We start from the raw sequence: 21024 nt of genomic DNA on the forward strand, positions 1-21024 counted from the left end.
CAAAGAGTTGCATATTGCGCTAAACCGCGATTAAATGAAACAAAAGTATAGGCATTTTTTCCACATGTTGGATTGCATGATGCGATGCTTAAGCAATACGAGCTCGTGGGAAATGCACTACGTCGTAGGTGTTGGCGAGACCTTCTGGGGGATGTCATGCGTCATATAAAATGCGCTTGCGCATTATTGCAAGTGGGATGTTTTCTGGGACTGCTTCTGGCGCTGCCCATCGGGCTCAATTCGGGTTCAACGGCATTTGCCGAGACTTCTTCGACTGGGCTTTCCGCCGAGGATGCTGAGCAAACCGAGGATGCCGCCGGCTCTGTTTCAGATTCGCTTTCAAGCGATATTGCCCAGGAGGGTGAGTCGAGCGACGAGAACCTCAACAGTGCATCCGAGGACTCCACTGAGGGCGTTGATCTGACAAAATATGCGACCCTTGACGCGGGCACCTTTTTTCTTACCTCGACTTTGTCGGGGCATCGAGTGCTCGATGTTACGGGCGGATCGGTGAGTGCCGGAACGGCGATTCAACTGTTTGACAGAAATGAGACGGCTGCACAGCAGTTTGTCCTTGTTGATCTTGGCAGCCGTCAATACGCTTTTAAGAATATTAAGTCGGGGTTGTACCTTTGCTACCCAAACGATGTCTCTCATTTCTCGGACCATCCGCGTCTTACGCAGAACATCGGCGATGATGGCACCTGGGGCTTTGCATGGCATGCTCGACAGGTTGGCGGCGGACTCGTCTTTTCGCCTGTCGTCGATGATGCTTTTGCCATCGACATCGCCGGCGCCAGCGATTCCAACGGAACAGAAATCCGTCTCTATCAATCCAATGAATCCGTTGCTCAGACGTTTACGCTCGAGAAGCCCAAGGCTACTATCCTCGCCGAGCTTGCTGCCGCCCACGCCTCCGACCTCGCTGACGGTACCTACTATATTCGCTCGGCAAAAAGTTCCTGGCAGACGCTTGATGTTGCGGGCGGATCTAGGTCATCGGGTGCGAATGTCCAAATATATGCTCTCAACGCCACAGGTGCACAAACGTGGATCGTTTCTCATGATCAAAATGGCTTTGTCACATTAACCAACAGTGGTTCCGGTCTTGTTCTTGATGTTTCTGGCGGAAGCGCTCAATCTGGAACGAACGTCCAGCAATATGCGTCGAATGGTTCTGCGGCGCAAAAATGGATTGCCGTTGAGGATGGGGTCTCCATCAAGCTGGTGTCCGCGCTTGATCCGTCGATCTGCCTTGATATCGCCAACGGTAATACAAGTAGCGGCACGAACGTGCGAACTTGGTCGGATAATGGCACGATTGCTCAACGTTGGACATTTTTCAATTTAGACGCTCAGCGCGAACAACTGGATGCGCTTGCCCAGCAAAATGCTGGCAATATTGCTGATGGGCGCTATGTCTTGGCACTCGGCGTTGAAGGAGCTAAGGTTCTGGACGTGAACGGTGGCTCTAAAGCCAACGGCGGCAATGTTCAGTCGTATGTGTCGAATATGACAGCGGCTCAACAGTGGGACATTTCGCATGATGAACTTGGCTATTTGATTATCAAAAATGTTTCCTCTGGCAAGGTGCTTGATATTGCGGGCGGTTCTTGTAGGTTGGGGACCAATATTCAACAGTATTCATCCAATGGATCGCGTGCCCAGCGCTGGATCGCCGTTCCCTCGGTGCCTGGTGGCTCGTTCCGGTTGCAGTCCGCGGTCCTGCCCGAACTAGTTCTAGATGTTACAGGCGGATCTTCCTCGAATGGTGCCAATATTCAAACATATGCGAGCAACGGTACCGCCGCCCAAAACGTTCGTTTTGTATCGGCCGTTCCCGATGTAGCCCCGTCCGACGATCTTGGTTTGGACGGCTGGTTCACTATTTCTCTGGCATCGGATTCATCTCGTGTGTTTGATATCTCCGGAGGGTCCTCTTCTAACGGGGCAAACGTCCAGACTTATGCTGCTAATGGCACGTTTGCTCAGGTCTTTAAATTTGTATATGAGAATGGCTACTATCGAATCGTGAACGCCCAGTCTGGCAAGGCTCTCGATGTCGATGGTGGCAATGTGTGCCCTGGAACAAATGTCCACCAATGGAGCGGTGACGGCAATAACGCAAATCAGCTGTTTTCCATTGTTCGTAACGATGACGGTTTCTATACGGCAACGAATAAAGCAACCGGATTGGTCTTAAGCGTTGCCAACTCTAATGTGTACGGAGACATCCCGTCTGATTCCGCATCGCAGCGTCTTGCCTTTACAAAGCTGACTTCGCTTTTGCCCGAGGGTTTCTTTATCATTTCGAGCCCTGCTTCCTCCTCTGCGGTTTTGGACGTTGCAGGCGGCTCAGCCAGTGATGGCGCTAACGTTCAGCTCTATGGATGCAACAAGTCGATTGCTCAGAAATGGAAAGTTGCCAAGGTTGCCAACCGAGATAATACGTATACCGTTGAAAGCCTGGTGTCTGGCAAGGTCTTAACGGCAGATGAAGATGGCAACGTCTGCGTCCGATCTTTTGATTATGCCGACGCTCAGCTTTGGACCGCCCAGATTGACACGGGCGGTGTCAACTTCGTTAACGTTGCAACCGGCAAGGTCCTAGGTGCCGCAGGTGGCTCAACAAGCAACGGAACTAATATTAGGACGTATGATTCTAACGGCACCTTGGCACAGTCTTTCAAGTTATCTGCCTGCTCGTTAGTTGATTCGGGTACCTATGTTATTGCCGCTTCTTATAACCGTTCTAAGGTGCTAGACGTGGCGAGCGGCTCTCGTTCCAACGGTGCTAACGTGCAGCTTTGGTCTTCCAATGATTCTGGCGCTCAAAAATGGATCGTCAGCGTTAACTCGGATGGAACCATTTCGATTCAAAACTGCCGAAGCAAAAAATATCTCGATGTCCTGAATGCTCAGGGTGCTTCGGGCGCTAACGTTCAGCAGTGGCAGGGGAATGGAAGCTCCGCTCAGCGCTGGCGTGTTGATTACGTGGGCGGCGGCTCCTTTCTCATTCGTTCTGCGCTTAACGACTCACTCGTTTTGGATGTGAACGGGGGTGCGCTTAATGATGGAGCAAATATTCAGATTTATGCTGCTAATGGCTCTGAGGCCCAGGGATTTTACTTTGCTCAGACGAGCTATACGCCCGAGGCGGTAGATCTGGCTGTCCCAGTTTACAATCAGTACTCCGTTGGTCTTCCCAACGGCTGTGAATCGGCGGCTCTGACCAACGTCCTTAACTATTACGGTTTTGGTGTTGGTCCTTGCGAAATGGCCGATCGATGGATCCCCCGTAGCTCCTGGGACTTTGTCTGGTGCTTCTGGGGAGACCCCCACAGCTATAACAATGGTAACGAGATCTGCGCTCCTGGACTCAATAGGGCTGCCAATAATTTCCTAGCAAGTAGGGGGAGCAGCCTGCGTTCGTACGACGTGTCAGGAACCTCTCTGTATGACCTTTGCAATTACCTTGATGATGGACATCCGGTCATTATTTGGACTACCGTTCATCAGGGTAATGTTGGAAATATCTATGCCCGACAGGGTGGATATTTTGCTTGCGTTAACTCGCATACGGTTGTCCTGAAGGGTTATAACCCTCAAACAAACAAGGTCATGATCTCCGATACCATTGATGGCTATACCACCTATGATCGAGATTGGATTGCTTGGGTCTACCAGCAAAGAGGTGCGCAAGCAGTCGTTATTAAGTAACCAATTGCAACAATATCGCGGCTCGTATCAACTATTATAGATTCGGTGTTAATTTGAATCGGGGGTCTGATATGAGTTGCAGCCGATATACCCGTGGCCTAGCTGCTATTTCGGTAGTGGCTTTGGCTGCGGGTCTTTTTGTTTCCTCCGTTGGAGTATCTCCGTTATTTGCCGAAGAAGTGTCCACGAACGGACCCGACGCTAATCGAGTAATCGAATTGGGTGCAGCCGATGACGGTGACGGTAGCTTAGCTCCGAATAGCTCGACTGTGCTATCTAGCGAGGGGCGATCTGAAGACTCGTCGACATCTGCCGTCGAATCGGCCGATGGTACGACGCCTCAAGATGCTGAGACCGTTGAGGGCTTAGCCGTCAAAAACAAGGGGTCGCTTTCTGACGGTGCGACCTATGTTTTTGCTTGCGGCAATGCCTCGCGCAAGGTGTGGGACGTTGCGGGCGGATCTTCCTCAAATGGCGCTAATGTTCAGATGTACAACTCGAATATGACTAAAGCTCAGCGCTGGTTAGTGCATGAGGACGAGAACGGGTTTTTAACTTTCGAAAACACCGGTTCCGGCTTGGTGCTTGATGTTTCTGGTGGTATAGCCGAGTCTGGTCGTAATGTTCAGCAGTATGTGGCTAACGGTACGCGCGCGCAAAAGTGGATTGCCGTTAAGGACGCCGATGGAGGCTTGACGATACATTCCGTCCTTAACTTTGATTACGTGCTCGATATCGCGGGCGGCAGCTTTGCTGATGGAGCTAATGTTCAGCTATATAAGGCCAATCAGACCGCCGCGCAGCTGTTTTTTGCAATCGACTCCAATCCGGTCGTTGACTCTTTAGGGCAGAACGTCGCCGACGGTGTTTATTATTTTGAATCTGCCGGGTCGGTTCTCGATGTGAAAGGCGCTTCTGCTGAGTCCGGTGCGACTCTTCAGTCGTATGCAAAGAACGATACCGTTGCACAGGCGTTCCGTCTTACGTATGACAGTACATCCGGTTATTACACGATCGCTTCGCTTGTTTCGGGCATGTTGATTGACGCCGATTACGGTAGCGTCGTACCCCGTGGCGCCGCCCATCTCTACGGATCACTTGATGACACCGGTTCATATACAAAGAATCGGTTTTGGATCCTTGAGCCTTCTGGAGAGGGTTTTGCCATTAAAAACGCCGCGAATGGGCTGTATCTTTCGTTTGAAAGCGGCGTCGTCGTCACCTCGACTGATGCCGTCACCTGGACTTTGACGCAGACGAAGGGCTTTACCTGGACGCAGGCTGATATCGATGCCTTTGCTGCTGCACAGGGTTTGCAGATCCCCGATGGAACTTACGCCCTCGGCATGGACTCATCACCGCGAAGTGTTGTCGATGTTTCTGGTGGATCTGCTTCGAATGGCGCTAACATCCAAATCTATGCCTCCAACAACACCGCAGCTCAACGCTGGGTCATTAAGAATACGCTCGACTCAAATGGCCAGCCTACCGGCTATGTGACGATTGCTCATGCAGGAACCTCTTCGGCCCTCGATGTCACGGGTGGAGGCAAAAAGTCCGGCACCAACGTTCAGCAATATGCCGTGAATGGCACTGCCGCGCAGCGATGGATTCCTGTTAAGCAGACAAATGGGTCATTCGTATTTTATTCCGGCCTTGGACGAAATCTTGTTTTAGACGTAAGCGGCGGAAGCGTCTCTAATGGCGCAAATGTTCAAAATTGGACAGCAAATGGCTCTGCAGCGCAGCGTTTTATTGCCATCGATGCTAATCCTCATGTCACGGCGGGCACCCAGTCGGTTGCGGATGGTATGTATCAGATCAATTCCGTTTCCGATTCTTCCAAATGCCTTGACGTGACGGGAGGTTCTGTCTCCAACGGTGCCCGAATTCAAACGTATGCCATAAATGGCACCATGGCTCAGTGTTTTAAGCTTTCGTTCGATTCCGCCACGGGTTTCTACTCGATTCGTTCCGCGAAGTCTACCAAGGGACTTGATCTTGATAGTGGCGATATTTTCCCGGGCGCAAAAGTTCAACAGTGGGATTTCCCCGGCCTTGGCTTAAATCAGCATTGGCGAATTGAGCCCGATGGAGATAGTTTTGTAATCCGTTCCGTTGCGAGCAATCTGGTGTTGGAACGTAAACCCGATGGTTCCGTGACGACTGCCTATGAGTCCGGCAGTGCTGCACAGCATTGGACTTTCGAAGTCTTTACCGTTTCGCTCGATGAAGGCTGCTACTCCATCTGTTCGGATTCTACGGGTAAATATCTCGATGTTACCGATGGCTCCTATGCAGATGGAACCCTGCTGCAGGTCTATCCGGGAAACGGCACCTTGGCTCAGAAGTTCTGGGCTCGTAAGGATGGTCAGGGCTATTACTCGTTCCAATGCGCCAATTCCGCTAAGTACCTTTCGGTACGAGAGTCTGATGGCGCTGTTCTTCAGGCCTCTGATAAAGATGCCGACGAGGCCAAATGGTCGATTGAAATCTGCTTTGGGAAGGGGATTGAGCTTAAGAATAAAAAGACCGGTAAGGTGCTGTCCATTTCTGGTTCTGGCGGATCTGTTGTCTGCGTTGACGAGAACGGGGCCACGTCGCAAGGGTGGAGCATCACGTCCGTCCCCCTTATTTCTGACGGTTTCTATGAGTTTGCTCCCATGCATGCAACTGGACAACGACTTGATGTGACTGGTGGCTCTCGCTCGAATGGCGCAAACGTTCAAATATATGTTTCTAACGGTACGCTAAGCCAGCGTGTTTGGGTCCGTAGCGTCGGTGGCGGCTGGTACTCACTTACGGCTTGTTGTTCTGCTTACCCACTTGATGTTCTCAACTGTTCTGATGCGGATGGCACGAACGTCCAGCAGTGGCAGTGGAATGGTTCGAATGCGCAAAAGTGGCGTTTCGAAATGGGGGAGAGCGGAATCAAGATTGTTTCGGCTTGCGGCAATAAGGTCCTGGAGGCAAGCGACGGGGCTACCGCGAATGGAGCCAATGTCCAGCTTTGGTCTTATACGGGCTCCGCTGCTCAGTCTTGGCGCGCTCTCTCTGCTGAGCGTCCTGCGAAGATCGGTTATCAGAATCCTTCGAACTATCCGCAGGTAAGTAGCTTGACGGTGAAGCTTCCGAACTATTGCACGGGCGAGTTCACCTATGTTACGCCGTCTCGTATTGCGATCGATGCCACGCGAGACGACTGCGTCAATGCCTTTATCCGGCGTGCCTATGAGTATGTTGGCACGAAGTACATCGAGCCCTACTCTACCGCGCCCGGCGGCGCCGTCGATTGCTCGGGCTTTGTGCTGCAGTGCCTCTATGCCACGGGCATGGATATGGGTATCTACAACCCCTATAACCATCGTTGGCTTTCTTGGCAGACGTACAACTCTATGAATTGGTACAATAACGGTACCTTTATGCCGGTAAGCGTCAACAGTATGCAGCGCGGCGACGTTATCTATTACCGCGGGCATATCGCCATCTATTTGGGGGATGGGCGCATGATTGACTCCTGGCCCCGTCAGGGTGTCGGTGTCCATGGTGTCTACGAGCGCGGCAATCCCATTGGTGCTGCACGCCCGTTCGTATAATCCAATTTTGTTTATCGAGGTCCATTAGAGATGAAAAAATCAGTTCTGTTCATGCCTTTGATTCCTGCATGCTTCGCGGTTGCTGCCTTGTGCTCTCCCATTCAGGCGTACTCAATTGAATTGGCTGCCCCAAATGATGAGGTCTTAATTTCTTCGGTAGTGTCGACTGATGATGATTCGATCGAAGCCGATGGTGCTTTTGAAAAGGATTCCGAGAGGTCCACGGAAGATGCCGGTGATATCACTCCTGGCGATGTACAGACTCCTGCAATGGGTGATGACGGGGCTGACACCTCTTCTCCTGCCCTGGCTGCTCCTGTTGAGCCTTCTGCCCTGCCTTCGAATCCGCAGATTTCCGACTTTCCTGAAGCGGACATCGATGAGGGCGTCTATGAGATCTCTAACGCCGGCTCAAATAGGGTCCTCGATGTCTCGGGCGGCTCATGCGATAACGGAGCTAACGTCCAGCAGTATGGTCAAAATGGCACGCCCGCTCAGCGCTGGAGAATCGAGAAGTTTAATGGGCATTATTTGCTCGTAAATGTCGCGAGCGGCAAGGCACTCGATGTGTCTGGCGGTAACGGTGCAAACGGCACGAATGTTCAGCAATATGTTATCAATCACACGAATGCGCAGCTTTGGGACTTTGTTGCCCGTCAAGATGGTGGCTATTATATTAAGTCCTGCCTTGGCGACTATGTGCTCGATATTTCTGGCGGTAGCGTTGCCAATGGGGGAAATGCACAGGTTTATAGCTGGAATGCTACGAATGCGCAGGTCTGGAATCTCATTAAGATCGCTCAGACTATCGATGATGGACTGTATCGACTTGGCTCCATGCTTAACGGTGGTCAGGTTGTCGATGTTACAGGTGGCTCTTTGAGCGATTCGGCGCAAACTCAGCTTTATGGTTCCAATGATACGCTTGCTCAGTATTGGACGTTTACGTATAACAAGTCGACGGGATATTATACGGTCCGCTCTGCGGTGTCGGGTAAGGTTCTTGATTGTCGCGGTGGTGGCGTTTCGAATGGAACTGCGGTCCAACAATATGCCGAAAACGGTACGACTGCTCAATGGTGGCGCGTCGTTGTTAACTCCGACGGCAGCGTGTCTCTTATCTCCGCGAAAAGTGGGTTGGCCCTTGATGTTACAGGGGCTAATTCTGCCAACGGAACTAAGCTGCAGCTCTATTCCCAAAATGGAACGCTCGCGCAAAAATGGACGCTGTCGGTTCCGGCGGTATTTGTGCGTGACGGACTGTACGAGATCTACTCTCGCGTAGACGGCAACCTTCTCATCGATGTCTCTGGTGGATCGAAGGCGGACGACGCTAAATTACAGGTCTGGAATCGTAACGGCACTTTGGCTCAGAAATGGTCGGTTAGTGTTTGCGACGATGGATCAGTTCTTATCAAGGGCGCAAATTCGGGTAAGTACCTTTCGCAAAGCGACGGCAAGCTGATGAGTGCTAAGGAGGCGGTGGAGGGTTCTCACTGGATTCCGCGTGTGTCTCCAATGGGCGGTCTTGTTCTTGTGAATGCAGTCTCGGGTGCTGTGATTGATTTGACAGGTGGCAATGCCACTGTGGGCACCGCGATTCAGATGTACGTCAATAACTTTACGGCTGCTCAGGCATGGCGTTTTGTTGCGGCTTCACTTATTGACGATGGTTATTATGTTGTGGTGAACCAATCGAGCGGTAATCGTGTTCTGGATGTTGCCGGCGGATCCAGCAGTGCCGGGGCACGCGTACAGCTGTATACCGCTAATGGAACGAATGCGCAAAAGTGGTATGTCCGTTCTTTGGGAAACGGTGCCTACAGTCTGACTGCCTTTGTATCTGGGAAGGCGCTCGACGTGCCGAGCGCTAACGCATCTAATGGCGCTTCTGTTCAGCAATGGGACTGGAATGGTTCTGGTGCACAAAAGTGGCTGCTTCGCCTTGCCGATTGTGGCGGTATCGCAATTTATTCGATGCTTGCTGACGGTTCTTTTGCGTTGATGGACAGCGACAACGGTCTTATTCTTGGTAACGGTGGCGGTGACTCATGGCGCTTCGATACTACGATTGTTTCTGAGCAGCCTTACGCTGACGCTAACGGTGCGCAAAGGCGACTCGTCGACATTGCTTATTCCACTCCTACCCCTGGTGCCAATCTTTGCTCCGAGTGGATTTCGAGGGTGTTTAATGCAGCCGGTTATGGCTATGCATACGGCGATGCCTGCGACATGTTTTGGTCTTATTGCCACGACAGCAACCGTGCTAATTTGAAAGTTGGTATGATTGTCGCTGTTCCGTCCCATTCCCACAATTGGGCGGGCTCTAGGTGGGGCCATATTGCAATCTATATTGGTGATGGCAAAGTTATTGAGAATATTGGTCGAGTTAACGTTCGCGGACTTAATGACTGGGTCAATTATTATGGAACCACGTATACGCCGCTTTGGGGTTGGTATCGCAATATCGCCCTATGTTAGTTTGGATTTAGGTTGATGGTTATGCGCAAGAAAACTTTTCTCGCTTCGTCGCTATTGGTTGCTCTCGGTCTGCTTTGCAGCCTGGGGGCAACCCCTGTTTTTGCCGACGATGGTTCGCTTCCGCTCGATGCATCTCTAGAGGAGCGTCTTGCCTATGGCGAGGCACATCCCGCGGATGATTCCAACGACTATACCGCCGGCAGCTCGATGGATGGTGAACCGCTTGTCGCAGCGCTCGACGATCGTTCTGCAAGCGGGTCTCCCTATTGGGGCGGCACGAATGCTTCTAAAGTGTTCTATAACGGGTATGGCGAGGTTTTTGCGTCTCCGGCGCTAAAGGTCATTGACGTTTCTGAGTGGCAGGGGTCGATTGACTGGAATAAGGTTCAAAATTCTGGCGTTGATGCTGTAATTTTGCGCTTTGGTTATTCGACGACCCATTTTGACAAACAGTTCGAGCGCAATTTGCGTGAGGTTCGCCGCTTGGGAATTCCTTTTGGCGTGTATATCTTTAGTACGGCTCAGAATTCGAATGATGCTACGAGCGAAGCTTATTTTACGCAGCAGATCGTAAGTAAGTACGGTCTGTATGATCTATCGCTGCCGATTTTTTATGACCTTGAATCGTTCTATGACAGCAACGGTAAGGCGATATCGCCTAATAGCGCCTCTGCGTACGAGGGCATCGTGAATGCGTATTTTAATACGCTCTCTGGTTTTGGCATTAACAACGTATCCATTTATTCTGGTCGTTGGTACGCGGATACGTATCTAAAAGCTGCAAGTGTGCGCCCCCGCGTGTCTTGGATTGCGGAATATGGCCCCAAGCTCAGAACTTCGTTTAGTTGCGCCGGACAGTACGGATGGCAGTACACTTCGTCGGAGCGACTTGACGGCATCACCGCCAACACTGTTGACATGAATGCTTTTTCTTCGGCCGATTTTGTTAACGTAGTTAATCTGCCCGATTATGCTCTAGCAGACGGAACTTACTATATCGATTCGATAGCGAAGGATTCCTCGAGCGTTACTGTTGGTGATGACGGGCAGCTTTCTTTGTTCCATGCTCAAGGGTCTTCAAATCAGCGCTTTCGTCTTGAGTCGGCTGGTTCCGGGGCCTATCGAATTAAGAGCGAATCTACTGGACAATATCTATCCGTTGCCGGCGACAATGCACAAAGTGGTTCTTCGGTTATTCAAGCCGCTTATGCTCAAGACAATCGTCAGCTTTGGCATATTCGTGTTGCCGATAGCGGATTTTATATTCAGTCCGCTCTGGGTAACTGGGCGCTCGATCTTTGCAACGGAAGCACTTCGGATGGTACTTCGGTTAGGATTTGGGCTCCGAATAAATCGAATGCCCAGCGTTTTACCTTTGCTTCTTCCTCGACCGTAGAGACCGACAAAGCTTTTGTCATTAAGAGTGCGCTTAACCCGCAGCTGGTCATGGATATCAACGGCGGGTCTTCTGATGATCGTGCACGTCTTCAGATTTACACTGCCAACAACAGCCAGGCGCAGATGTTTACTTTTAAGCAGGTCGGTAATGGCCTGTACGAAATCGTAAACGTTAACTCGGGTAAGCCTTTTGAGGCTCAAGGGGGCTCCGTTTCCAACGGTGGTGCCATCTCTCAATACTCTTCCAACGGCACCAGTGCGCAGCATTGGTCTGTTATCGACTGCGGTAATGGCGTGTATTCATTCATAAACTCTAAGTCCGGCAAAGCCATTGACGTTCCTGGTGCTAATGGCGTGAGTGGGTCCGCGCTGCAAATTTATACCTATAACGGATCTGATGCTCAAAAATGGACGCTTGCTTCGGCGCGCACCGTTCGCCAAGAGCTTGATGATCTTGCTGCTTCCAGCAGAGGGCTTGTAAGGGAGGGCGTCGAATACGCTATTGGTTCCATATCTGAGCGGCAGGTCCTCGATATTTCCAGCGGATCTACGAAGTCCGGTGCAAATCTGCAGGTGTATGCATCTAACGCTACACCGGCTCAGCGCTGGACGTTCTCATATGACAAGAATGGCTATGTAACCATTACCAATGTTGGATCGGGCAAGGTTCTAGACGTCTCCAGCGGTAGCAAGAAAGCTGGCGCAAATGTTCAGCAGTACACGCCTAACGGCTCTTGGGCTCAGAAGTGGATTCTCGTTGATTGCGGAAATGGTTTCGTTAAGATTTGCTCCGCGCTTAAGACCGGCTTTGTCTTGGATCTTGCATCTGGGGCTACTTCCAACGGGACGAATGTCCAGGTCTATGATGATAATGGCACCAATGCCCAGCGTTTCCGCCTGTATACAACCGGAGATGTTTCTAAGGGTCAAACAATTGATTCTCAGTCTGCTATCGTAACGACACCTGATGGCCGTGTTTTTGATGTGACCGGCGGTAGCATGGATAGCGGTGCCGCTATCCAGCTGTATAGCCCTAATGGAACTATTGCGCAGGGATTTGGCTTTGAATACGATGCCGACAAGGGTCTTTACGCAATCAAGTCTGCGAAATCTTATCGCTATTTATATGCCCAGGACGGAGATATAGTTCCCGGTTCTGCTGTTAAGCAGGGGAGTGCCTCGCCCTCGTCTTCTAATTATTACTGGGCTATCGAAGATGCCGGTAGTGGCTCGTATCGTATCGTTAATGCTGGTTCTGGTTGTGCTCTAGGTGTAAACGCCTCCGGTAAGCTGGTCACGGTTTCCAGGGGCGATTCCCGTGAGCTTTCTGTTGCATTTGCACCTTCTGGCTTTAAGTGCTTGCGCTCCGAGCAAGACGCTGAGGCCATGGCGCACGTATCCGATTTGGTAGATGGCGAGTATCTCGTAAGCTCGAGCAAGAACTATTCGTTCGTTTTGGATGTTATTGGCGGCTCGAAAGACAATAGCGCAAATATTCAGCTGTACAGGTCGAATATGACTAATGCGCAACGTTGGGTCGTTTCTCATGACGACAAGGGCTATGTTACGTTTACGAATGCTGGCTCTCATAAGGTGATTGATGTTGCCGGAGGAAACGCTTCCGCAGGAACAAACATTGCCCAGTACGCCTCCAACGGCACGTATGCTCAAAAGTGGATTGCCGCCAAACAGTCTGATGGCACGTATCTCATTGAGAGCGCGCTGAGGCCCGGATTTTATCTTGGATCGAGGGGGTCCGGCGTATCCAATGGTGTAAACGTTGAGCTGAGCTCTAATGAGGGCGCCTCTCACTTTGCCCTGTTGAGCACGTCCCCGTCGGTCGCAAAATGCGACGATATCCTTCCGAAGGGTTATTTCACGCTAAACCCCGCTTGTAGTTCCACTGGTAAGGTCATTGATGTTGCCGGCGGCTCAAGCTCCAATGGGGCAAATGTTCAGCTTTACAACAGCAACGGAACGTTTGCCCAGCTGTTTAGCTTTGAATATTTCGATGGCTACTATGTTATCCGTAATGCAAAGTCCCAAAAGGCGCTCGATGTTGATGGCGGCAATCTTATTCCTGGCACCAATGTTCAGCAGTGGGCCTGCGATTCCGATAATGCCAATACGCTATTTGCTGCGATCGATAATGGCGACGGCACGTACTCTTTTGTGAGCAAGTCAACTGGTTTGGCTTTGGATATTGTTGGAGCTTCTGATTCTGTTCAAGCTAATTTGGATGCATATCTTCCCAATGGAAGTGCCGCTCAAAAGTTCTCGGTTCATCGGGTTAGTGAGTTTTTGGACGAAGGCGCCTTTTCATTCGAGTCGGCCACGAGTTCAAAAGTCCTGGATGTTGCCGGCGGATCTATGGAGGACGGCGCTACGGTTCAGCTCTATACGTCAAATGGTACACTCGCTCAAAAATGGTATGTGAGCAAGGTGGCTGGGCTGGAAAACGAATACGAGATTAAGTGCATCGGCTCAGGAAAAGTGCTCTCTCTGACTGATGGGGGAAAGCTTGTCCAGCTGATATCTAGCGGTGCAGATTCTCAACGGTGGCACAGTACATTGTCTGGCGGCAAGATCGCCCTGCAAAACGTGGCTACAGGCCAGTATCTCTGTGCTTCCGGCTCTTCCGCGTCATTGGGAATGGTTGATTCGCCTGAATTGCCTGGCGTTCGGTTTGACATAAGGAGTGTCGGGGGCTCTTTCTAAAGGGGCGGATTGCATCCAGCTTTTGCATCCAGCTTATGTCGAATTGATTTCAGGTAATTTTTGCGCCCGGTGGATAAGTGACCGCCGGGCGCAATGTTGTCTTAGCGTACAAGCATTCGCTTTATTATTTAGCGTGTTCCATAGCAGATATCGCTTCTTTTGCGGTTTCACTCCATGTAAATTTATTTTCAACGCGCGTTTTAACATTCTTGCCCATTTGTTTTAGTCCAATTTCTGAACAACAAGCTGCTTGAATGCCGTTAGCTATATCCATGGGCCGCATTGAGCTAATTAGGATTCCAAACTGGTTATTGGGTGCAATTTCTTGCATTCCGCCAACGTCCGTCGCAATAGGGGGAGTACCGCAAGCTGCAGCTTCTAGTAAGACTGTGGAAAAGCCCTCAGACCGCGAAGGGAGGCAGCATGCATCAGATTGCAGCATTAAAGAAGCTAAGTCTTCTCTGGATAGCCCCCCAAGTAAGATCGTATTATCGGGTTTAATCTTTTCTGACTTTGAAAAAAGCGGGCCAGTACCCGCGATTGCAATTGTAAGCTTACCGCCGCAAACTGCCGGGTTTTCTTCGAGCAACCTGGCAGCTTCGATAAGCTCCAAAACTCCCTTTTCCGGAACAAGCCGTCCCGCAAATGAAATTAAAACTGAATCACTACCGATTTCAAATTCTTCTCTGAAATTCCGGCCACTGGATTTGCTGCGAAACTGGACATGATCTATCGCGTTATGTATTTCTCCTTCGGCTGTGATTTCAAACTGAGAAAGCCATTCACTTGCTTTTTTCGAAATGCCATAAAAGCAGGGATCGTATTTTTTAATCCGATTGATAAGTATATTTTCCACTCGATGAATAAACGGGTCGATGACATGGTTTCCGAGAGTTAAATACGCAGAGCCATGTTCGATAACTATGGGCCGAACCCCCGCATTCGATGCAAATCGAGCAGCCTCAATGCTTAGAGGATAAAATCGAGTGTTAATAATAACGCGCTCGATATTAAGGGACTCGAGCGTTTTCCAAGCTTTGCGGTAATCAGCGTTCATTTTTGGGAATGGATATCTGCCTTTAAGCAAGTTGTAGCAAGGGAGTCTTAGAATCTTAATAGAATCAATTACATCCTCTGACGAAGCAGATTCGGTATTCATCGTAACTACGATGACTTTATTCCCCTTCTTTGCGAGCGCAGTTGCTAGACCTTTTGTGTAAGTTTCAACTCCACCGACATGCGGTTCAAATAGTGCCGAGAAAATGCAAATGTAGGAATTGTCGCCCATATAATGAAACAGCTCCATAAATTGATTGTTCGGTTAGTTACCTCGACTATTAGTATAATCAGTGCAAAACATTCATTCGGAGGGAAATCTCTTGATCGTTAAAAGCATGGATCCTGTTAATAGCGATTGTCCTCGCAGGGTTCTTCATGTGATAGGCGCCATGGATAGAGGCGGCGCCGAAACGTTGATTATGAATGTGTATCGAAATATCAATAGGTCCATTTTGCAATTTGATTTTCTTGTCCACGAAACTAGAGAGTGTGATTTCGATTCTGAAATTCGCGCTTTGGGTGGGTCGATTTTTTTTATCGATCGTCTGAATGGGATTAACACCGTTTCGTATATAAAACAGTGCCGTGATTTTTTCCGCACGCATCATAACTACTGTGCGGTGCATGTGCATATTGGCTCATCCGCCTGCTTTGTAATAAAAGAAGCAAAAAAATTTGGATTATTCTGTATTGCACATAGCCATAATACAAATCCAAGCCTTTCGCTTCTTGAAATTGGTTTCCGTTTATTCTCATACCCCACACGTTATATTGCCGACTACTATTTAGCTTGCTCTCGCGAGGCGGGTGTGGACCGCTTTGGCAATTCGGTTGTTACGAGCAATCGTTTCTCCGTATTAAATAACGGGATCGATGTTAAGCGCTACAAGTTTTCATCTAAAACAAGATCTTCCATGAGGCGTGATCTTGGCATAGCTCCTGAACAGAAAGCTATTTGCCATATTGGGCGTTTTTCAGATGAAAAAAATCACGAATTCTTGTTGAAGGCTTTTTCAAAGTGCGGCGGCGGTGATTTTGATGGGCGTTTGTTTCTTATCGGCAGGGGTCCTCTTCGTAATGACACGGAACAGCTTGCAGCTGAATTAAATATTCGCGACAAAGTTGTATTTCTGGGTGTGCGGTCGGATATTCCTGATTTGTTGATGGCCATGGACCTGTTTGTTTTTCCGTCAAAGTGGGAAGGTCTTGGAATAGCTGCTATTGAGGCTCAGGCCTCTGGACTTCCTTGTATCCTGTCACCTGCTCTGCCCGATATGGCGGTTTGCAGCCCTTACGCTTATAAGATGGATAGTCTAAACAGCACGTCTGCGTGGGCTGAGAGAATGGTCGATGAGCCAATTCGTGCAGACTCGGATCGAATCGATGGAGTTAATTATGTGGGGGAATCCGGTTTCGATATTACGTGTGCCGCTGGCTTCCTTACTGCGCTGTATTTAGATCACGTAGCAATCTGATTGGATGTATTAAATGCGTGTCCTTGTTTTCGGGTTGAGTTCCTTGATGGGCGGAGTCGAGTCTTTTATTCTCAGCTATGCTCGAGAAATTCATCGTCAAGATAAATCAATTATTTTTGATTTTCTCGTTATCGATAAAGTGCCACCATTTCTGGGTTCTTCATTTATCAATGAAATGGACTATGAGGTTAATTGCTTTGTTGTCCCCAGCCGTTTGAAGAATCCCTTTGGATATAGAAGTGCGCTAAAAGAACTGTTTGAGCACAATGCGTTTGACTGTTTCTGGTTCAATGTTTGCACTCTGAGTGATATAACCCCCGTGATCGAGGCAAATCGTTGTTCTGTTCCAACTGTTTTGCATGCCCATAACTCTCAAAATATGGGAAATGCCATCAATGGCGTCTTGCATTTTTTGCATAAAAGACGAGTTCTGCGGTATGCATCATCCCTGGTTGCATGTTCTGAAGAGGCTGGATCATTCATGTTCCCAGCGAAGAGTGGCTTTGTGAATGATGTCGCTATTATTCCAAACGCTATTGATACCAATAATTATCTTTTTGACTCAAATACACGTATTCAAATCCGAAAAAAACTTGGGATTGAGAACGACGAGACGGTGTTTGGACACGTAGGGAGATTCCATCCACAGAAGAATCATAGGTTTTTGATTGACGTTTTTGCTGAGATTCATAAAGAAATGGGCGATCAGAAATCTAAGCTCCTGCTGGTCGGTAATGGAAAAGGCCTTAAATCTGTACAGGATTACGTAAGAGATCTTGGATTGTCAGAATCAGTACTATTTACCGGTCAGTCTCTTGAGACGAATAGATTGTATTGTGCTATGGATTGTTTTTTGTTTCCGTCGCTTTTTGAGGGTTTTGGTTTGGCGGCCCTGGAGGCTCAGGCGTCTGGGCTTCCTTGCGTGATTACTGAGAATTCTCCTCAAATGGTGTCGGCTATGCCTTATTGTCGACGCCTTTCAGTTTCTGACGATCCTAAAGTTTGGGCACACACTGCCATTGGTCTTTTGGAGTTTACTCCAAAAAATAGGGAGCTTTGCGCCCAAGAGGTTGCTGATTGTGGTTTTGGAATAGGTCAATCGGCAACCTTGATTAGAAACGTTTTGATTAGTTGTATGAGCAAGGATTCCGTTTGTGATTAATCAGTCAAATTATGAACCTTTATCGATTCGCACTAACATGGCCTGGAATGCTATAGGATCTATAGTTAATCTTGGATGTCAGTGGCTAATATCCATTCTTGTTGTACGTCTTTCTACAGGCTTTGATGATGCTGGTCTTTACTCTCTGGCTGTTGCTATATTTGGCGTGTTTTCTCCTATTAGCCAGTATCGTATGTATACGATCCAAATTAGTGATACAACCGGTGAAAATTCTCTCGGGGAATATCTGTCATTTCGGCTTCTTACTAATGCAATTGCTTTTGTCTTACTCATTGTGTATGCGGTGATGACTGTATCGCCTTATGCGGTTTTGATTACAATTGTTTATTCCATTTACAGGTTATTAGCTCTGACGATAGATGTTTTTCACGCTTGTGATCAAAGCAATCATCGAATGGATTTTATTGGAAAGTCTCTAATTCTTCAGGGTCTTCTCTCTGTGATCGGATTTTCAACCTTTTATTATTTCAGCCATAATCTTGTTGTCACATTCATACTCCTGGCATTTTTGATGGCCGCCATCGGCGTATTTTTTGATTATCCGCGCACTACCGCGTTTGAACATTTGAAGCTAGGGATCTCGTGGTCAAAGGCGCGCCATCTATTGATTTGTTATTTCCCTATTGTTATCGCCGCGGTTGCAGCAAGTTCTGCCGCTTCTCTGCCGCGTCAAATTTTGGCATCTCATTTTGGGGATTCGTATTTAGGAATCTACGCATCCGCTGCTGCTCCCGTTGCGATAATTCAGATGGGAGCTTCATATATCTACAATCCTTTGTTGTCTTATTTTGCTGAAAGTTATAATGACAAAAATGATCAGATGTTTAGAAGCCTTATGTTTCGTTGTATAGCAGGAATGACGTGCGTTTGTTTCGTTTCAATGCTAGGAGTTACCTGTTTCGGCGAAAAGGTGTTGGTCTTGCTCTACGGTACGCAAATGCACGACTACGTGTACCTGCTGTACCCCTTGATTGTTCTCGCGGTCCTTACGGGCTTCATGTGGTTTATGAATGACTTACTCATTTCGATTCGCGTATTCAGAGGTGCATTTTGTGGTAGCGTCATTGCTATTATTGCCTCTGTTGTTGCATTCCCATTAATTTTGGTTTTTGATATGAATGGCGTTACGTTTGTTTGCATTGCATCCGCTTTGGCAAGCGTTGCGGGGATGGCTGTTTTTCTTCTTGTGGCTTTGAGAAGCCATTTTGTTTGAGAGAGGTTCTATGCCTTATATATGTGTATTTACCCCAACATACAATCGTTCTGGCTATTTGAGACGTATTTTCGATTGTCTTACGAGACAGTCTTTCGATGATTTTGAATGGCTGATTGTTGATGATGGCTCAACAGACGATACGAAGGAAGTTGTAGAGAATTTATCAGATATAGCTTCATTTCCCATACGATATTTTTTTCAGGAAAATGGCGGAAAACAAAGAGCGACGAATTTAGCCTTAGATCATTGCGATTGTCCTATCTTTTTTGGCTTGGACTCTGATGACTGGCTTGTTGAAAATGCTCTTGAAGTCGTCGCGCATTACTTTAGATCTATTTGGAATGATGACGATATCGCTGGAGTTATCGCTTTGCGTGGGTCAGCGGTCGATTCGCCTCTTGGAACTTGGATGCCCAGTGGCCTTTCAGAGGTTAATGTTTGGGATTTATACTATGAATATGGGTTCAAAGGTGATGCGGCGCAAATATATAAAACTAATTTATTAAAGCGATATCCATATCCAGTAGTTGAAGGCGAGAAATTTATTTCCGAAGGAATCGTCTCCTATACAATTGCCCAACATTATAAAATGAGTCTCGTTAATCAAGTTTTAGTTTTAGGCACTTACCAAGAAGGTGGTCTCACTGATAATTCATATTCCTTAATTAGACAAAATCCATTGGGTTACATTCTTGTTAAAGAGTTAAGCCTGAATATGTCTAAGCATTTCATTCAAAAATGCTATCAAATGACTTTATTATTGGCGGCCTATCGCATAGCTTATAGAAAGAGAAGTTATAGGAATAGTGATCACAAACTTCTTGCTATTTTATGTTATTTGCCTTCTTGGATAGCATATTACATGTTAATGGAGGATGGTAAACGTTGAGACTTGTCTTTCAGCTAATAAATCAAACTATTTTCTAACATGCTGGGTCAATGTTCCTTTTAAGGTATATTGCAGCTTGTTAAGTGCCATTGGCGTCCCGATCGTGTAATTGGCTGAAGCAATGAAAATATAAAACAGCACGACATGGTTGTTAATAAGATTTATAGAATGAATGTTCAGGTCCTACTTATTTGTCATGAGAGAATGGTGCTCGGTTGTCTTTTAAATCGAACGTGCTTATTGCGATTCCTGCATATAATGAAGAAGAGTGCATCGAAGGCACAGTAACAGAGCTCCGTTCGGTTGCTCCAGAGGTTGACTTCATTATCATCAATGATGGTTCGTCCGATCGTACGGGTGAAATATGCAAATCGTTAGATTGCAAGGTCATTAACATGCCGATTAACTGCGGCCTTACTGTTGGTTTTCAAACTGCAGCTCGATTTGCCGTTGATCATGGATACGACTATATGATTCAGTTTGATGCTGACGGACAACATCGCCCGGAGTATTTGGCTTCTCTTGTTGAGAAAGCGGAACGCGCTGGATCAGATATCGTTATCGGTTCCAGGTTTCTTACTATTCGCAAAGATAAATCGATGCGCATGCTTGGCTCGCGCATGATTACAGTGCTAATCAAGATGCTGACTGGGCATCGCATCAGCGATCCGACCTCGGGCTTAAGATTATTTAGCCGTCCCGTGCTTGAAAGATACTATTACGACAACACTCTCAATCCTGAACCCGAATCAATCGCTTTGTTTTTAAAACAAGGGTATTCGGTCTCTGAAGTTCAGGTATCAATGCGTGAACGCCAAGGCGGCGTGAGCTACTTAAATCCTGTAAAGTCAATGCAGTATATGCTTAGAGTGTTTGCTACGCTGCTAATTGTTCAATGGTTTAGGTGATTGTAAATGACTTTTACGTTGCGTGCATTACTCATTATATTTGCTGCTCTTGTTTTCTTCTTCGTTATTCATAAATTGAAGAGATCTCAGATGCAGGTTCTCGATTCCATGTTTTGGATCTTGTTTAGCTTGAGTTTTGTATTGTTGGGCCTATTTCCCGAAATAGCTTTAATTATTTCTTCAGAACTTGGCTTTGTGTCCGCCTCTAATTTTGTTTTTCTTTACGTTATCGCCGTTCTCGTAGTGAGGGATTTCTCAAATTCCTTGCGACTTTCGAAGCAGGAGGAGCGTATTAATGGGTTGGCTCAGTCGATTGCGCTTAGCGATATTGATAAAGCCAAATGATCGACTGATCCTGAACACGTTCTTTTTCAACATTTG

At 48.0% G+C, this 21024-nt stretch carries 11 protein-coding genes; 10 read left to right on the forward strand and 1 reads right to left on the reverse strand.

Annotated features, from left to right (window positions below; genetic code table 11):
- Positions 1-156 precede the first annotated feature (156 nt).
- The 4 genes from ACTQWD_RS06100 to ACTQWD_RS06115 all read left to right on the forward strand — a co-directional run bounded on the left by ACTQWD_RS06100 (position 157) and on the right by ACTQWD_RS06115 (position 13913).
- Positions 157-3720: an RICIN domain-containing protein gene (locus tag ACTQWD_RS06100; protein WP_441559527.1), complete on the forward strand. Its 3564-nt coding sequence runs from the start codon at positions 157-159 to the stop codon at positions 3718-3720.
- Positions 3721-3791: 71 nt separating this feature from the next.
- The gene (locus ACTQWD_RS06105; RefSeq protein WP_441559528.1) at positions 3792-7316 is read left to right on the forward strand and encodes an RICIN domain-containing protein; all 3525 of its coding nucleotides are present in this window, start codon (positions 3792-3794) and stop codon (positions 7314-7316) included.
- A gap of 30 nt (positions 7317-7346) precedes the next feature.
- The gene (locus ACTQWD_RS06110; protein WP_441559529.1) at positions 7347-9797 is read left to right on the forward strand and encodes an RICIN domain-containing protein; all 2451 of its coding nucleotides are present in this window, start codon (positions 7347-7349) and stop codon (positions 9795-9797) included.
- Positions 9798-9818: 21 nt separating this feature from the next.
- The gene (locus ACTQWD_RS06115) at positions 9819-13913 is read left to right on the forward strand and encodes an RICIN domain-containing protein (RefSeq protein WP_441559530.1); all 4095 of its coding nucleotides are present in this window, start codon (positions 9819-9821) and stop codon (positions 13911-13913) included.
- 124 nt (positions 13914-14037) lie between these two features.
- Here ACTQWD_RS06115 and ACTQWD_RS06120 read toward each other — a convergent pair whose 3' ends face one another.
- Positions 14038-15201, reverse strand: coding sequence for a glycosyltransferase family 4 protein (locus tag ACTQWD_RS06120; RefSeq protein ID WP_441559531.1), 1164 nt, complete (start codon positions 15199-15201; stop codon positions 14038-14040).
- 91 nt (positions 15202-15292) lie between these two features.
- On the opposite strand from ACTQWD_RS06120, the gene ACTQWD_RS06125 reads away from it, so the two are divergent.
- The 6 genes from ACTQWD_RS06125 (at position 15293) to ACTQWD_RS06150 (ending at position 20988) form a co-directional block, all read left to right on the forward strand.
- On the forward strand, positions 15293-16447 hold the full coding sequence (locus tag ACTQWD_RS06125; RefSeq protein ID WP_441559532.1) for a glycosyltransferase family 1 protein: 1155 nt from the start codon (positions 15293-15295) through the stop codon (positions 16445-16447).
- Positions 16448-16460: 13 nt separating this feature from the next.
- On the forward strand, positions 16461-17609 hold the full coding sequence (locus ACTQWD_RS06130) for a glycosyltransferase (RefSeq protein ID WP_441559533.1): 1149 nt from the start codon (positions 16461-16463) through the stop codon (positions 17607-17609).
- Positions 17602-18843, forward strand: a complete 1242-nt coding sequence (locus ACTQWD_RS06135; protein WP_441559534.1) for a lipopolysaccharide biosynthesis protein — start codon at positions 17602-17604, stop codon at positions 18841-18843. The genes ACTQWD_RS06130 and ACTQWD_RS06135 overlap by 8 nt, the downstream gene beginning before the upstream one ends.
- Before the next feature lie 10 nt (positions 18844-18853).
- A complete protein-coding gene (locus ACTQWD_RS06140) occupies positions 18854-19735 on the forward strand; it encodes a glycosyltransferase family 2 protein (protein WP_441559535.1) in 882 nt (293 codons plus the stop codon).
- Between the two features lie 215 nt (positions 19736-19950).
- A complete protein-coding gene (locus tag ACTQWD_RS06145; protein ID WP_441559536.1) occupies positions 19951-20643 on the forward strand; it encodes a glycosyltransferase family 2 protein in 693 nt (230 codons plus the stop codon).
- A gap of 6 nt (positions 20644-20649) precedes the next feature.
- On the forward strand, positions 20650-20988 hold the full coding sequence (locus ACTQWD_RS06150; RefSeq protein ID WP_441547794.1) for a DUF2304 family protein: 339 nt from the start codon (positions 20650-20652) through the stop codon (positions 20986-20988).
- The last annotated feature ends 36 nt before the right edge of the window (positions 20989-21024 follow it).

The sequence above is a fragment of the Collinsella sp. LCP19S3_B6 genome (assembly GCF_052121815.1).
Taxonomy (GTDB): domain Bacteria; phylum Actinomycetota; class Coriobacteriia; order Coriobacteriales; family Coriobacteriaceae; genus Collinsella.

What these genes read in the sequence shown, in the direction of transcription:
- ACTQWD_RS06105 (WP_441559528.1), top strand. Translation starts at nt 3,792, where the DNA reads ATGAGTTGCAGCCGATATACCCGTGGCCTAGCTGCTATTTCGGTAGTG.
- ACTQWD_RS06110 (WP_441559529.1), top strand. Translation starts at nt 7,347, where the DNA reads ATGAAAAAATCAGTTCTGTTCATGCCTTTGATTCCTGCATGCTTCGCG.
- ACTQWD_RS06115 (WP_441559530.1), top strand. Translation starts at nt 9,819, where the DNA reads ATGCGCAAGAAAACTTTTCTCGCTTCGTCGCTATTGGTTGCTCTCGGT.
- ACTQWD_RS06130 (WP_441559533.1), top strand. Translation starts at nt 16,461, where the DNA reads ATGCGTGTCCTTGTTTTCGGGTTGAGTTCCTTGATGGGCGGAGTCGAG.
- ACTQWD_RS06150 (WP_441547794.1), top strand. Translation starts at nt 20,650, where the DNA reads ATGACTTTTACGTTGCGTGCATTACTCATTATATTTGCTGCTCTTGTT.
- ACTQWD_RS06140 (WP_441559535.1), top strand. Translation starts at nt 18,854, where the DNA reads ATGCCTTATATATGTGTATTTACCCCAACATACAATCGTTCTGGCTAT.
- ACTQWD_RS06120 (WP_441559531.1), bottom strand. Translation starts at nt 15,201, where the DNA reads ATGGGCGACAATTCCTACATTTGCATTTTCTCGGCACTATTTGAACCG.
- ACTQWD_RS06100 (WP_441559527.1), top strand. Translation starts at nt 157, where the DNA reads ATGCGTCATATAAAATGCGCTTGCGCATTATTGCAAGTGGGATGTTTT.